Raw genomic sequence first — 13,127 nt, 5'->3', positions numbered from 1 at the left:
GAAGCCCCTTGGTGGCGACCCCTGCGACGGGGGAGGAGAAGTATGTCCCCATTCGCATCATTTGTGAAGGGGGTGTGGCGATTTTTTTCACCGGATGTTGCATCCGTTCATGCATCGCGCTGCGGGAGGCCCCCGTGAAGAGCAGCCGAGCATGGGCTATGCCGGGCGTCCTGCCCGGCCCCCTGCGGGCCGTCGCAAGCGACGTTGGCAACGGCTCCTGCCGTTGCCTTCGGCTCTACAAGAGCATAAGGAAGGGCCGGCTGGCGCCGGCCCTTCCTTTGTCTCAGGCAGCAACCAGGCGCACGCGGGCAAACGTACGCTTGCCGACCTGCAACAGGCCTTCGAAGCCCGGCTGCAGCACCTGCTGGCCATCTTCCACTACTTCGCCGTCCACCTTCACCGCGCGCTCCTTGAGCTTGCGGTTGGCTTCGGAGTTGCTCGGGGTCAGGCCGGCAGCGGTCAGCAGTGCAGCGATACGCAGGCCTTCGGCCGGGATCGCCACGTCCTGCAGCGGCAGCTGGGTGATGTCGCCCTGCCCGGTCACCGCCGCCTCCCAGCCTGCAATGGCCTGCTCGGCCGCTGCTGCATCGTGGAAACGGGTCGCCAGTTCACGCGCCAGGCGCAGCTTGACCACGCGCGGGTTCAGCCCGCCATTGGCCACCTGCTCGCGCAGCTGCACGGCTTCGGCCTGGCTGATGTCGAAGGACAACAGCTCGATCCAGCGCCACATCAGGGTGTCGTCCACCTTCATGGTCTTGGTGACGATGTCGATGGCCGGCTCGCTGATACCAATGTAGTTGCCCAGCGACTTGGACATCTTGTTGACGCCGTCCAGGCCCTCCAGCAGCGGCATGGTCAGCACCACCTGCGGCTTCTGGCCGTGGTGTTCCTGCAGGCCGCGGCCCATCAGCAGGTTGAACTTCTGGTCGGTGCCACCCAGCTCGACGTCGGCCTCCAGGGCCACCGAGTCGTAGCCCTGCACCAGCGGGTACAGGAACTCATGGATGGCGATGGACTGCTGGGCGGCGTAGCGCTTGGCGAAGTCGTCGCGCTCCAGCATGCGTGCCACGGTGTGCTGGCCGGCCAGGCGGATCATGTCCGCCGCGCCCATCTTGCCGAACCATTCCGAGTTGAAGCGGACTTCGGTACGGCTGCGGTCCAGCACCTTGAACACCTGCTCCTCATAGGTACGGGCGTTGGCCAGCACGTCCTCGCGGCTGAGCGGCTTGCGGGTAAGGCTCTTGCCGGACGGGTCGCCGATCATGCCGGTGAAGTCGCCGATCAGGAAAATGACCTGGTGGCCGAGGTCCTGGAACTGGCGCATCTTGTTCAGCAGCACCGTATGGCCCAGGTGCAGGTCGGGCGCGGTGGGGTCGAAGCCGGCCTTGATCCGCAGCGGGCGGCCTTCCTGCAGGCGCGCACGCAGATCCTCGAGCTTGAGGATCTCGTCGGCACCGCGGCCGATCAGGGCAAGGGCTTCTTCAATCGAGGACACGTGACTACTCCCGGCAACGCCGATTCTTGTGTGGGGTGTTAAAGCAAAGTTAACCCGATTGGCTTCACAAAAGCCAATGGGCACAAGGGTTTGACGCGGTTTTCTCAGGTGTCTATGGTAACCGGCGATCAGGCCCGCGCTCCCGGGCAGCCAGGAAAAAACCGCCGATGCACAATTCCGAACAAGGGCGCGCACGCAAGCAGCGCTTCCAGGAACGCCTCCACGTCCTGCACGACAACGCCCTGCATCGGAAGCTCAGGCAACATCTTCCCGCCGCCTTCAACGAGCGCTGGACCCGGCGCCATTGGATGCATGCCAGCCTGTTCGCGACCATCGGCGCCCTGGTGGCAACGATCGTCCCGGGCTTCTCGCACACCATCGACGCCCCCTTTGCCGACAGCCATACCAGCCTGGCACTGCCGTTGCCGCCGCTGACCATGGCCCGCCAGCAGCAGGTACCCGGTGACAGCTGGCAGGTACTGCGCGTGGAACGCGGCCAGACCCTGAGCGATCTGTTCGACAAGGCCGGCATTCCGGCCACCACCCTGCACCGGGTACTGGACCACCCGGGCGCGCGCGAGGCGCTGACCAAGCTGCGCCCGGGCGCCGAGATCGCCTTCGACATGCCGCTGTCCGGTGACCTGCGCAGCATCCGCTTCGACCGCGATGCCGACAACCGGGTGGAGCTGAGCCTGGCCGGTGATGACATCAAGGAGAAGGTGACCAAGCGCGAGACCTCCACGCGCACGGTGGTCACCAGTGGCGAGATCACCAGTTCGCTGTACGCCGCCGCACGCCGCGCCGGGCTGTCGCCGTCGGCGATCGCGACGATGACCGACGATATCTTCAAGTACGACATCGACTTCTCCAAGGACCTGCAGCCGGGCGACCGCTTCAGCGTGGTGATGGATGAAACCTGGCGCGAAGGCGAGAAGGTGGACACCAGCAAGATCCTGGCGGCGACCTTCACCACCGGTGGCAAGACCTATTCCGGCTTCCGCTTCGACCGCAACGGCAAGTCCGAGTACTACGACATCAACGGCCGTTCGCTGAAGAAGAGCTTCATCCGCATGCCGATCCCGTTCGCGCGGCTGAGCTCGACCTTCGGTGCGCGCAAGCACCCGGTGCTGGGCAAGATGCGCATGCACAAGGGCGTGGACTACGCCGCGCGCACCGGCACCCCGATCATGGCCGCTGGCGACGCCCGCGTGCAGTTCGCCGGCGTGCAGCGTGGTTACGGCAACGTGGTGATCCTGGATCACGGCCGCGGCCACACCACCCTGTACGGGCACATGTCGCGCTTTGCGAACATCAAGACCGGCCAGCGCGTGGCCCAGGGCACGGTGATCGGCTATGTGGGCTCGACCGGCCTGGCCACCGGCCCGCACCTGCACTACGAATTCCGCGTCAACGGCGAGCATCGCAACCCGCTGACCGTGACCATGCCGCCGCCGGAGCCGTTGAAGGGCGCCGAGCTGGTCGCCTTCCGCGCGCAGACCGCGCCGGCGATGGCCCGCATCCAGGGCATGGAAAAGCTGATCTACGCCGATGCCAGCCCCGCGCCGACCAGCCGCGACGAGGCCGCCCCCGAGGTGGCCAGCGCCAAGGACAAGAGCAGCACCGGCCGCAAGCGCGGCTGAGCCGCTGCGTTGACGAAGAAGGACGCGGCAGCACAAGCTTGCCGCGTCCTTTTTTTATGCCCGCCATGAACACGACCGCCGACGCTGACGCCCCCCTGTACCTTGGCCTGATGTCGGGCACCAGCGCCGACGGCATCGATGCCGCGCTGGTGCAGTTCCCCGCCGGCGGAGGCTGCCGCTTCGTGCACGGCCTGACCGCCCGCTGGGAGCCGGTGCTGCGTGCGCGACTGGTGGCGCTGGGCGAAGGTGGCCGGCTGGACTCGCTGGAGGAGCTCGGCGAGCTGGACGCCCGGATCGCGATCAACTTCGCCGGGGCCGCCAACCAGCTGCTGGCCGAGGCTGGCGTGGACCGCAGCCAGGTGCGCGCGATCGGCTCGCACGGCCAGACCGTGCGTCACCGCCCGCTGGCCGACCCCGCCTTCACCGTACAGCTGGGCGACGGCAACCGCATCGCCGAGTTGACCGGGATCACCACGGTGTCCGACTTCCGCCGCCGCGACGTGGCGGCCGGGGGCCATGGTGCGCCACTGATGCCGGCCTTCCACCTGGCCATGCTGGGCACGGCTGACGAAGACCGCGCGGTGCTCAACCTCGGCGGCATCGCCAACCTGACCCTGATTCCGCGCGAAGGTGCGGTGCGTGGCTTCGATACCGGCCCGGCCAATGCGCTGATGGATGCCTGGTGCCAGCGCCACACCGGCCGCACCTTCGACGCCGACGGCGCATATGCCGCCAGTGGCGCGGTGGACGAGAGCCTGCTGGCCGGCTGGTGCTCGGACCCGTGGTTCGCGCTGCCGCCGCCGAAGAGCACCGGCCGTGAGCAGTTCCACCTGGCCTGGGCCGAGGCGCACATGGCCGAAGGCCAGTACGCTGCGGCCGACGTGCAGGCGACCCTGTTGGAGCTGACCGTGGCAACGGTGGCCGATGCGCTGCTGGCGCAGCAGCCGCAGACCCGCCGCCTGCTGGTCTGTGGCGGCGGTGTGCGCAACCGGCAGCTGATGAAGCGGCTGAGCGCACGGCTGCCGGGCGTGCAGGTGGAATCCAGCGCCGTGCACGGGCTGGACCCGGAGTACGTGGAGGCCATGGGCTTTGCGTGGCTGGCGCAGCGGACGATGGACGGGTTGGCCGGCAACCTGCCGAGCGTGACCGGCGCCCAGGGGCCGCGGATCCTGGGGGCGATCCATCTGGCGTGAGGATGGTGCCATCCACGCATGGCGTGGATCTACGGGGCAGCCGAGCGTGGGCTCGGCTCTACAGCATTGCGGCGCGGCCGTTAATCAAACCCCTGCCCTGCGGGCAACGCCTGCAGGGCGGCGATGGCATCGGACAGGGCATCCACTTCGGGATCGCCGAAGCCGGAGCGGACTTCCAGCTCACTGCTGAACAGGCCCTGCTCCAGCAAGGCGGCACAGGTCTGTTCGTGAGTCCAGCCGCGGGCGACCGCGACGCGTCTGATACGTTCCAGCAGCAGCGGGTCCAGGTCCCGCAGCACAACGTCGGCCATGCTCACTTCCCCGTTCGCAGGGCACCGCCCCCTCGGCGCGTCGGGGCGATGATCCCGCAGACCGGGCGGGCAGGCAATCAGGTGGCGCTTGCGGCCTGGCGACGGCGCTGCTGCACGATCAACAGAGCGCACAGGATCACCACCGGGATCGCCACCAGCGCGGTACCGACGAAGAACAATGCATAACCTTCCAGCAGCGTCCGACCCTGCGCGAGCGTTTGTACCGACCACCCCGAGAATCCCTTGAGGGCCTTGCCGGGCATCGCGTAGAACGAGCTCAGCAGCGCGTACTGGGTGGCGGTGTATCCGATGCTGGTCAAGCTCGACATGTAGGCGATCAGCGCCGTACCGGCGAAGCCGCTGGCAAAGTTGTCGATCGCCATGGCCACGGCGAAATGGGTTGTGTCCGGGCCGGAATAGGCCAGCCAGGCAAACGCCAGATTGGAGGCCGGCCCCAGCACGGCGCCCACCATCAGCGCCGCCAGCACGCCCCAGCGGACCGAGACCAGGCCCGCTGCGGCAATGCCGACGAACGTCGCGACCAGCCCGACCGAGCCACGCACCGCGCCCACGGTATCCTCGTCCAGGCCGAGATCGACATAGAAGGGGTTGGCCATCGGCCCCATGACGAAGTCGGCCATGCGATAGACGCTGATGGCCACCAGGATCAGGATCGCGCCGCTGCGGTGCTCGCGGACGAAGGCGATGAACGGCCCGGCCACGGCGTCGAACAGGCCCCGCGGCGTCCACAGCGAGATCGCCTGGGCCTGCACGGCAGCCACCTCCCTGGCCGGTTCCCGGGCCATGACCACGGCCACCACGCCAAGCGCCATGAGTACGGCCATGACCTCGTACGAGACCTGCCAGCCGACACGGGCCGCGATGATCAGGATCAGCGCATCGGTGACCAGCAATGCGGTGCGATAGCCCAGCGCCGAGGATGAGGTCAGGAGGCCGAGCTGCTCGCTGTTGTCAGCACTTTCAATGCGCCAGGCATCGATGACGATGTCCTGGGTGGCCGAAGCAAATGCCACGATCACGGCCATCACGCCGAACACGACGATGTGCTGCCAGGCGATACCCAGGAACTGGATCTGGCCCCCCTTGGGCTGGACCAGCGCCATGCCGACCAGGCCCACCACCACGACCAGCTGCGACAGCAGCATCCAGCCACGGCGGCGGCCAAAACGGCCGAACAGAGGCACGTCGGTCTTGTCGACGATCGGCGCCCACAGGAACTTCATGGTGTAGGCCAGCCCGACCCATGACAGGAAACCGATCGTGCTCAGCTCGATGCCTTCCTTGCGCATCCAGAAGCCGAGCGTGTTGCCCACCAGGTAGATCGGCAGGCCGGAACTGAAGCCGAGCAGCAGCATCGCCAGCACCTTGCGCTGGCTCAGGTTGGACAACACCTGCTGCCACGGTCGGCGCGGCTTGGCAGCCTCGGTCACAGGTCGTAGTCCACGGTGAACGGGGCGTGGTCGGAGAAGCGCTCGTCGCGGTAGATCGAGCAGCTGCGCAGGCGGTCACGCAGGCCCGGGGTGATGAACTGGTAGTCGATGCGCCAACCGACGTTGTTGGCGCGGGCGGCGCCGCGGTTGCTCCACCAGGTGTAGTCCTCGCCGGTGGGGTTGAGCAGGCGGTAGGCATCGGCCCAGCCGCGGCCGGCGGCGACATCGGTGGCCTGGCCGTGGTCGGCGCAGAGGGCGTTGAGCCAGTCGCGCTCTTCCGGCAGGCAGCCGGAATTCTTCTGGTTGGACTTCCAGTTCTTGATGTCCAGCGCCGAACGCACGATGTTCCAGTCGCCGCACAGCACGTAGTCGCGGCCGCTGCGTGCCCACTCCTCCAGGATCGGCCGCAGCCATTCCATCACTTCGAACTTGAAGCCCTGGCGCAGGTCGCCCGAGCTGCCGGACGGGATATAGAAGGAGACCACGCTGAGGTTGCCGTAGCGTGCCTCGATGTAGCGGCCTTCGTCGTCGAACGGGGCCCAGCCCAGCGAGGTGATGACCTGGTCCGGCTCGCGCTTGCTGTAGATCGCCACGCCGCTGTAGCCCTTCTTGGTGATGGCGTCGCGGTAGAAACAGTGGTGGCCGTCCGGGCGGAACATCGGGTCGGTCAGCTGGTCTTCCTGGGCCTTGGTTTCCTGGATGCACAGGACGTCGGCATCCTGGGCACGGAACCAGTCGAGGAAGCCCTTGGTCGCGGCGGAACGGATGCCATTGGCGTTGAAACTGATGATGCGCATGCGGAAGACCTACGGCGGGAAACCGGGCAAGCATACCGGTTGACCGCGGGGCTGCGCAGTCCGTCGGTTGGGCCCGCAAACGCCTTCACACGGGGCCGGACGAGCGCGAAACGCCCAGCTGGATTAGGATTTATGCTCCAAATGAAGATGAATCGAGTTTTGATGAGCGACCACCGCCACCGTTTCCTGCAGCTGGCCCTGACCGCCGATGCCCTGCGCTTCGGCCAGTTCACCCTCAAGTCCGGCCGGCTGAGCCCCTATTTCTTCAACGCCGGCCGCTTCGACTCCGGCTCGCTGCTGTCCCAGCTTGGCGCCTGCTACGCCGATGCCATCGATGCCAGCGGGATCAAGTACGACGTGGTGTTCGGCCCGGCCTACAAGGGCATCCCGCTGGCCACCGCGATGGCTTGTGAGCTGGCCCAGCGCGGCCGCGACCTGCCGCTGTCGTTCAACCGCAAGGAAGCCAAGGACCACGGCGAAGGCGGCCAGCTGATCGGCGCCGACATGCAGGGCAAGCGCGTGCTGATCGTCGATGACGTGATCACCGCCGGTACCGCGATCCGCGAAGCGTTGGGCATCATCCGCGCCGCCGGTGGCACCCCGGCCGGCATCGTGGTGGCGCTGGACCGCCAGGAGATCGCTTCGGAGACCGACCGCCGCTCGGCGGCGCAGTCGGTAGCGGAAGAGGCTGGTATCCCGGTGATCGCCGTGGCGTCGCTGGCCGACCTGCTTGATTTTGCCTCCGGCAACCCGGAACTTGTGGGTTACCGGCAGCCGCTGGAAGCCTACCGGGCCCAGTACGGCGTTCGTTCGATCCGCTGACCGACCAGGGGAAAGGTCATGTCCCGAGTTCCTGCTGTCCTCTTCACCGGCCTGCTGCTGGCCGTGCCGTTCACCGTACCGGCGCAGTCGCGCGACAGCGGCAAGGCGGAAAAGAAGCTGTACTGCTGGAACGAGGGCAAGGAGCGGATCTGCAGTGATTCGCTGCCGGCCGACGCGGTCAATCATGCGCGCGAGGAATTCAATGCGAGCACGGGCCTGCGCAATGCGCAGGTCCAGCGCGCGTTGACCGACGAGGAACGTGCCGCTGCCAGCACCGCTGCGCAGCAGCAACAGCTGGACCTGATGGCCGAGCAGACCCGCCAGCGCACCGAGCAGGCCATGTTGTCCACCTACGGCAGCGAGGCCGACCTGCGCCGGGTGTTTGCCGAGCGCCAGGAAGTGCTGGACAACAACCTGAAGACCGCCGAATACAACGTCACCAGCCTGCGTGAGTCGCTGGTGGCGCTGCTGTCGGCGGCAGGAGACCGCGAGCTGGCCGGCGGCAAGGTGGTCGACAAGCAGGCCGAGGCGATCCGCAAGCGGCATGCGCAGCTTCAGGCCCAGCAGCGCCTGCAGGCCGGGCTCGTGCAGCAGCAGCAGGCGTTGAAGGCCGAGATCGACAGCACCCTGCAGCGCTATCGCGAGCTGAAGGGGCTGGTGCCGGCGGACGCTCCGGCGGGCTGACGGCGCTGCCTCCGCCGGGCATGGCCCGGCGCTACCCCGGGCCCGGTTACGGGTTGGCCCACGGAATTTATGCACTTTTTACGCGTCGGCCCGGTCCGGCGCGTAGTGCGTTTATGGGGGGCAGGACGACGATGGCGGCCTGAGGTGGAGGGGTTCCACCAGGACGCTATTGCAATGTCCCCCTGGCTGTCGTTGTTGTGTGGCGTGCTGGTGCTGGTCGCCGCCGCCTATCTCCTTTATGTCGTGCTGCGGCCCGAGTCGTTCTGAGCGGAGCCTGCCATGACTGAGATGCTTGTGATTATTGCCGCCAGCCTGCTGCTGGCGTGGCCGCTGGGTCTGTACCTGGCGCGGGTGATGCACGGCACGCCGATGAAGGTCGACGTGCTGTTCCACTGGATCGAAAAGCCGCTGTACAAGGTGCTTGGCGTCGATCCATCGCGCGCCATGTCCTGGCGCGGCTATGTGCTGGCCTTCGTGCTGAGCAACGTGGTGGTCGCGGTGCTGACCCAGGCGGTGTTCATGACCCAGGCCTGGTTGCCGTTGAACCCGGACCAGATCCCGAACATGCGCTGGGACACCGCGCTGCACACGATGATCTCGTTCCTGACCAACACCAACCAGCAGCACTACTCGGGCCAGGCGCAGCTGTCCTACCTCTCGCAGATGACCGGCATCACTGGCCTGCAGGTGGTGACGCCGATGATGGGCCTGGCGCTGGCGGTGGCCACGCTGCGCGCGTTGTTCTCGCGTGCGCCGCAGGCTGCGGCGGCCAACGGGGCCGGCGATGACCGGCAGGTCGCGGTCGGCAACTACTACGTGGACGTGGTGCGCCTGTGCGTGCGCTTCCTGCTGCCGCTGTGCCTGGTGTGGACGCTGCTGCTGACCAGCCAGGGCGTGCCCTCGACGATGGCCGGCGGGCCGCAGGCTGCGCCAATCGATGCCAGCGCCGGCATGGCCCAGCAGAAACTGCCGCTGGGCCCGGTCGCGGCGATGGTCGCGGCCAAGCAGCTGGGCGCCAACGGCGGCGGCTGGTATGGCCCGAACAGCAGTTTCCCGCTGGAGAATCCAACCCCGCTGTCGAATGCGCTGGAAATCGTCGGCATCCTGCTGGTGCCGATGGCAGTGATCTTCATGATCGGTGCGTTCACCGGCCGGCGTCGCTTCGGCGCCCTGGTGTTCAGCTGCATGCTGGGCATGTCGCTGCTGTCCACCGGCGCGATGATGTGGAGCGAGGGCCATAGCGCCAGCGCCGCCACGCCGCTGCTGATGGAAGGCAAGGAGGTGCGCTTCGGTGCCGATGGCACCGCGCTGTGGGCGGCGGTGACCACCCAGGTGTCCAACGGCTCGGTGAACGGCATGCACGATTCGCTGGCGCCGCTCAGTGGCGGCATCGCGATGGTCAACATGCTGGTCAGCGCGATCTGGGGCGGCATCGGCTGTGGCCTGCAGCAGTTCATCGTGTACCTGCTGCTGGGCGTGTTCCTGGCCGGGTTGATGACCGGACGTACGCCGGAACTGTTCGGCCGCAAGCTGGAGACGCCACAGGTACGCCTGCTGGCCCTGCTGGTGCTGCTGCAGCCGATCACCCTGCTGGTATTCACCGCGATCACCCTGGCCGTGCCCGGCCTGGCCGGCACCTCCAATCCCGGATTCCATGGCATCAGCCAGGTGTTCTACGAGTACGTGTCGGCCTACGCCAACAACGGTTCGGGCTTCGAAGGGCTGGGTGACGCCACGCTGTGGTGGAACCTGAGCTGCTCGCTGGTGCTGCTGCTGGGCCGCTTCCCGCTGCTGATCATCCCGCTGGTGGTAGCCGCCCAGCTGGCCGCCAAGCGCCAGGCGCCGGAGTCTGCCGGCAGCCTGCAGATCGAAACCCCGACCTTCGCCCTGACCCTGGTCTCGGTGATCGTCATCCTGACCGTGCTGCAGTTCATGCCGGCGCTGGTACTCGGCCCGATCGCCGACCACCTGAGCCTGGGACTGCACTGAGGACACCGCAATGAGTACCCACGCAAGTTCAACCCGTAGTTCCCTCGCACCGCGCCCTGCCCTGCTCGATGCCGCAGGCCTGCGCCGTGCACTGGTCGAGGCGGTGCGCAAGCTGTCGCCGATGCACCTGGTGCGCAGCCCGGTGATGGCGGTGGTGATGGCCGGCACGATCGTCGCCGCCATCGTCACCCTGACCGGCAATGCGCCGCTGGGCTTTGGCCTGGCGGTGACCGCGATCCTGCTGGTGACCGTGCTGTTCGGCAACTTCGCCGAAGCCGTGGCCGAAGCGCGCGGCCGTGGCCAGGCTGCATCGCTGCGCCGTGCCCGCCAGGATCTGGTGGCGCGCCGTCTGGCCGCACCGCAGCCGGGTGCCGCCGAAACCCAGGTACCGGCTGCGGAGCTGCGCCCGGGCGACCATGTGATCGTCAGTGCCGGTGAACTGGTGCCGGCCGATGGCGAGATCGTGCAGGGCCTGGCGACCATCAACGAAGCGGCCGTGACCGGCGAATCGGCACCGGTGCTGCGCGAAGCCGGTACCGACCGTTCCGGCGTGATCGGCGGTACCAAGGTGCTGTCCGACCAGATCATCGTGCGGGTGACCGCCGAGCCGGGCCACAGCTTCCTGGACCGGATGATCGCGCTGGTGGAAGGCGCCAATCGCCAGAAGACCCCGAACGAGATCGCGCTGACCCTGCTGCTGGCGGCGATGACGCTGACCTTCCTGGTAGTGGTGGCAACGCTGCCGGCGATCGGTGCAGCGGTGGGCGTGCAGGTTGATCCGCTGCTGCTGATCGCGCTGCTGGTGTGCCTGATCCCGACCACCATCGGTGGCCTGCTGCCAGCCATCGGCATTGCCGGCATGAACCGGGCGCTGGCTGCCAACGTGCTGGCCAAGTCGGGCAAGGCGGTGGAAGTGGCGGGCGACGTAGACGTGCTGCTGCTCGACAAGACCGGCACCATCACCTACGGCGACCGGCAGGCCAGCCACTTCCATCCGTTGGCCGCTATCGACGCCAGCCAGCTGCGTGAAGCGGCACTGCTGTCCTCGCTGGCCGACCCGACTCCGGAGGGCAAGTCGATCGTGCGCCTGGCGCGCGAGCAGGGTTGCGCCACCGCCGAACCGGACCATGCCGACTACCTGGCCTTCACTGCCCAGACCCGCATGTCCGGCGTGGACCTGGAACATGGGCGGCAGATCCGCAAGGGCGCCGCCGATGCCATCCGCGCGCATGTGCAGTCGCTGGGCGGCAACGTGCCGGCCGAGCTGGCCGGTCGTGTCGAGCAGGTCGCGCGCAACGGCGCCACCCCGCTGGTGGTGGCCGAGGGCCGCCACGTGCTGGGTGTGATCGAGCTGTCGGACGTGGTCAAGCACGGCATGCGCGAGAAGTTCGCGCAGCTGCGGGCGATGGGCATCCGCACGGTGATGATCACCGGTGACAACCCGCTGACCGCCGCCGCCATCGCTGCCGAAGCCGGTGTGGACGACTACATCGCCGAAGCGCGGCCGGAAGACAAGCTGGCGCGCATCCGCCAGGAACAGGCCGGCGGTCGCCTGGTGGCAATGGTCGGCGACGGCACCAACGACGCCCCGGCGCTGGCCCAGGCCGATATCGGCCTGGCGATGAACTCCGGTACGCAGGCGGCGAAGGAGGCCGGCAACATGGTCGACCTCGATTCGGACCCGGCCAAGCTGCTGGCGGTGGTGGAAGTGGGCAAGCAGCAGCTGATCACCCGCGGCGCGCTGACCACCTTCTCGCTGGCCAACGACGTCTCCAAGTACTTCGCGATCCTGCCGGCGCTGTTCGCCGCTGCCGTTCCGACCATGGCCGCACTGAACGTGATGCAGCTGTCGAGCCCGCGCAACGCCGTGCTGGCGGCGCTGATCTTCAACGCCCTGGTGATTCCCGCTCTGATCCCGCTCGCCCTGCGTGGCGTGCGCTTCCGCCCGGCCACCGCGACGGCGCTGCTGCGCCGGAACATGCTGGTGTACGGCCTCGGCGGCGTGTTGCTGCCGTTCGCGGCGATCAAGCTGATCGACCTCCTTCTTGTCCTGGTATTCGGCGCATGAACCGTTCTGCTTCCACCTCGTCTTCCCTGTCCCGTGAACCGAAGGCCGAGGCCCGCGTAGCCAGCCTGCAGGATGACGCCCGCTGGCGTCCGGCGATCGGCCTGGGCCTGGCCACCCTGCTGCTGGCCGGTGCGGTCTACGCCGGCATTGCAACCGGCTTTGCCGGCCTGGCATTCCCGGGACAGGCCGAAGGCAGCCTGCTGCGCGATGACAGTGGCCAGGTGCGCGGCTCGGTATGGCTGGCGCAGCCGTTCACCGGTGATGGCTACTTCCAGGCACGGCCGTCGGCCGCCAACTACGATCCGATGGCGGCCGCCGGTTCCAACATGGCGCGCAGCAACCCCGCGCTGGCCGAGCGCGTCGCTGCCAGCACCGCTGCGGTGGCTGCACGGGAAGGTGTCGCGCCAGCGCAGGTTCCGGCCGATCTGGTCACCCAGTCCGGCGGCGGTCTCGATCCGCAGTTGTCGCCGGCCGCCGCACAGCTGCAGGTGGCGCGCGTGGCGCGTGCGCGAGGCCTGCCAGTGGAACGCGTGCAGGCGCTGGTGCAGGCGCATACCGAAGGCCGCCAGTGGGGCCTGTTCGGGCAGCCACGGGTAAACGTGGTGACCTTGAACTTCGCGCTGGACCATGCAGCCAAGGCACCGTGATGCCGGCCTGCACCGGCTGCGCGCACAATG

Annotated in this window: 12 protein-coding genes; 8 read left to right on the top strand and 4 right to left on the bottom strand. The window is 67.7% G+C overall.

Annotation, left to right across the window (positions count from 1 at the left end; genetic code table 11):
• Positions 1-283: 283 nt before the first annotated feature.
• Complete coding sequence (gene tyrS / locus ACZK0Z_RS02000) at positions 284-1,495, bottom strand: tyrosine--tRNA ligase (RefSeq protein ID WP_049431058.1); 1,212 nt, start codon at positions 1,493-1,495, stop codon at positions 284-286.
• A 167-nt stretch (positions 1,496-1,662) separates the two neighbouring features.
• Between tyrS and ACZK0Z_RS01995 the strand changes: the two genes are divergently transcribed.
• Together ACZK0Z_RS01995 and ACZK0Z_RS01990 are read left to right on the top strand one after the other, a co-directional pair.
• Positions 1,663-3,135, top strand: a complete 1,473-nt coding sequence (locus tag ACZK0Z_RS01995; protein ID WP_049431060.1) for a M23 family metallopeptidase — start codon at positions 1,663-1,665, stop codon at positions 3,133-3,135.
• Positions 3,136-3,200: 65 nt separating this feature from the next.
• Positions 3,201-4,328 (top strand): anhydro-N-acetylmuramic acid kinase, encoded by a 1,128-nt coding sequence (locus tag ACZK0Z_RS01990; RefSeq protein WP_080355073.1) that lies wholly within the window; start codon positions 3,201-3,203, stop codon positions 4,326-4,328.
• 80 nt (positions 4,329-4,408) lie between these two features.
• Here the strand turns inward: ACZK0Z_RS01990 and ACZK0Z_RS01985 are convergent, their stop codons facing one another.
• From ACZK0Z_RS01985 to ACZK0Z_RS01975, 3 genes are all read right to left on the bottom strand, one after another.
• The gene (locus ACZK0Z_RS01985) at positions 4,409-4,639 is read right to left on the bottom strand and encodes a hypothetical protein (protein ID WP_005420465.1); all 231 of its coding nucleotides are present in this window, start codon (positions 4,637-4,639) and stop codon (positions 4,409-4,411) included.
• Between the two features lie 77 nt (positions 4,640-4,716).
• Complete coding sequence (locus ACZK0Z_RS01980; protein WP_197633699.1) at positions 4,717-6,090, bottom strand: AmpG family muropeptide MFS transporter; 1,374 nt, start codon at positions 6,088-6,090, stop codon at positions 4,717-4,719.
• On the bottom strand, positions 6,087-6,887 hold the full coding sequence (locus ACZK0Z_RS01975) for an exodeoxyribonuclease III (protein ID WP_005412008.1): 801 nt from the start codon (positions 6,885-6,887) through the stop codon (positions 6,087-6,089). Before ACZK0Z_RS01975 ends, ACZK0Z_RS01980 begins: the two co-directional genes overlap by 4 nt.
• 162 nt (positions 6,888-7,049) lie before the next feature.
• Between ACZK0Z_RS01975 and pyrE the strand changes: the two genes are divergently transcribed.
• From pyrE to kdpC, 6 genes are all read left to right on the top strand, one after another.
• Positions 7,050-7,709 (top strand): orotate phosphoribosyltransferase, encoded by a 660-nt coding sequence (pyrE, locus tag ACZK0Z_RS01970; RefSeq protein ID WP_005407772.1) that lies wholly within the window; start codon positions 7,050-7,052, stop codon positions 7,707-7,709.
• Between the two features lie 18 nt (positions 7,710-7,727).
• Entirely contained in the window at positions 7,728-8,393 is a 666-nt protein-coding gene (locus ACZK0Z_RS01965) for a hypothetical protein (protein ID WP_049431068.1), read from the top strand.
• 174 nt (positions 8,394-8,567) lie between these two features.
• Positions 8,568-8,660, top strand: a complete 93-nt coding sequence (locus ACZK0Z_RS01960; RefSeq protein ID WP_005407770.1) for a potassium-transporting ATPase subunit F — start codon at positions 8,568-8,570, stop codon at positions 8,658-8,660.
• A gap of 12 nt (positions 8,661-8,672) precedes the next feature.
• Entirely contained in the window at positions 8,673-10,382 is a 1,710-nt protein-coding gene (gene kdpA, locus ACZK0Z_RS01955; RefSeq protein ID WP_197619917.1) for a potassium-transporting ATPase subunit KdpA, read from the top strand.
• Between the two features lie 10 nt (positions 10,383-10,392).
• Complete coding sequence (kdpB, locus tag ACZK0Z_RS01950) at positions 10,393-12,450, top strand: potassium-transporting ATPase subunit KdpB (RefSeq protein WP_049431074.1); 2,058 nt, start codon at positions 10,393-10,395, stop codon at positions 12,448-12,450.
• A complete protein-coding gene (gene kdpC, locus ACZK0Z_RS01945) occupies positions 12,447-13,097 on the top strand; it encodes a potassium-transporting ATPase subunit KdpC (RefSeq protein ID WP_049431077.1) in 651 nt (216 codons plus the stop codon). The genes kdpB and kdpC overlap by 4 nt, the downstream gene beginning before the upstream one ends.
• The last annotated feature ends 30 nt before the right edge of the window (positions 13,098-13,127 follow it).

The sequence above is a fragment of the Stenotrophomonas sp. 116085_Sma genome (assembly GCF_056479585.1).
Note: the sequence above shows the minus strand (reverse complement) of the source record. Positions and strands in the feature narration are given on the sequence as shown.

What these genes read in the sequence shown, in the direction of transcription:
- ACZK0Z_RS01995 (WP_049431060.1), top strand. Translation starts at nt 1,663, where the DNA reads ATGCACAATTCCGAACAAGGGCGCGCACGCAAGCAGCGCTTCCAGGAA.
- ACZK0Z_RS01990 (WP_080355073.1), top strand. Translation starts at nt 3,201, where the DNA reads ATGAACACGACCGCCGACGCTGACGCCCCCCTGTACCTTGGCCTGATG.
- ACZK0Z_RS01985 (WP_005420465.1), bottom strand. Translation starts at nt 4,639, where the DNA reads ATGGCCGACGTTGTGCTGCGGGACCTGGACCCGCTGCTGCTGGAACGT.
- ACZK0Z_RS01975 (WP_005412008.1), bottom strand. Translation starts at nt 6,887, where the DNA reads ATGCGCATCATCAGTTTCAACGCCAATGGCATCCGTTCCGCCGCGACC.
- pyrE (WP_005407772.1), top strand. Translation starts at nt 7,050, where the DNA reads ATGAGCGACCACCGCCACCGTTTCCTGCAGCTGGCCCTGACCGCCGAT.
- ACZK0Z_RS01965 (WP_049431068.1), top strand. Translation starts at nt 7,728, where the DNA reads ATGTCCCGAGTTCCTGCTGTCCTCTTCACCGGCCTGCTGCTGGCCGTG.
- ACZK0Z_RS01960 (WP_005407770.1), top strand. Translation starts at nt 8,568, where the DNA reads ATGTCCCCCTGGCTGTCGTTGTTGTGTGGCGTGCTGGTGCTGGTCGCC.
- kdpA (WP_197619917.1), top strand. Translation starts at nt 8,673, where the DNA reads ATGACTGAGATGCTTGTGATTATTGCCGCCAGCCTGCTGCTGGCGTGG.
- kdpB (WP_049431074.1), top strand. Translation starts at nt 10,393, where the DNA reads ATGAGTACCCACGCAAGTTCAACCCGTAGTTCCCTCGCACCGCGCCCT.
- kdpC (WP_049431077.1), top strand. Translation starts at nt 12,447, where the DNA reads ATGAACCGTTCTGCTTCCACCTCGTCTTCCCTGTCCCGTGAACCGAAG.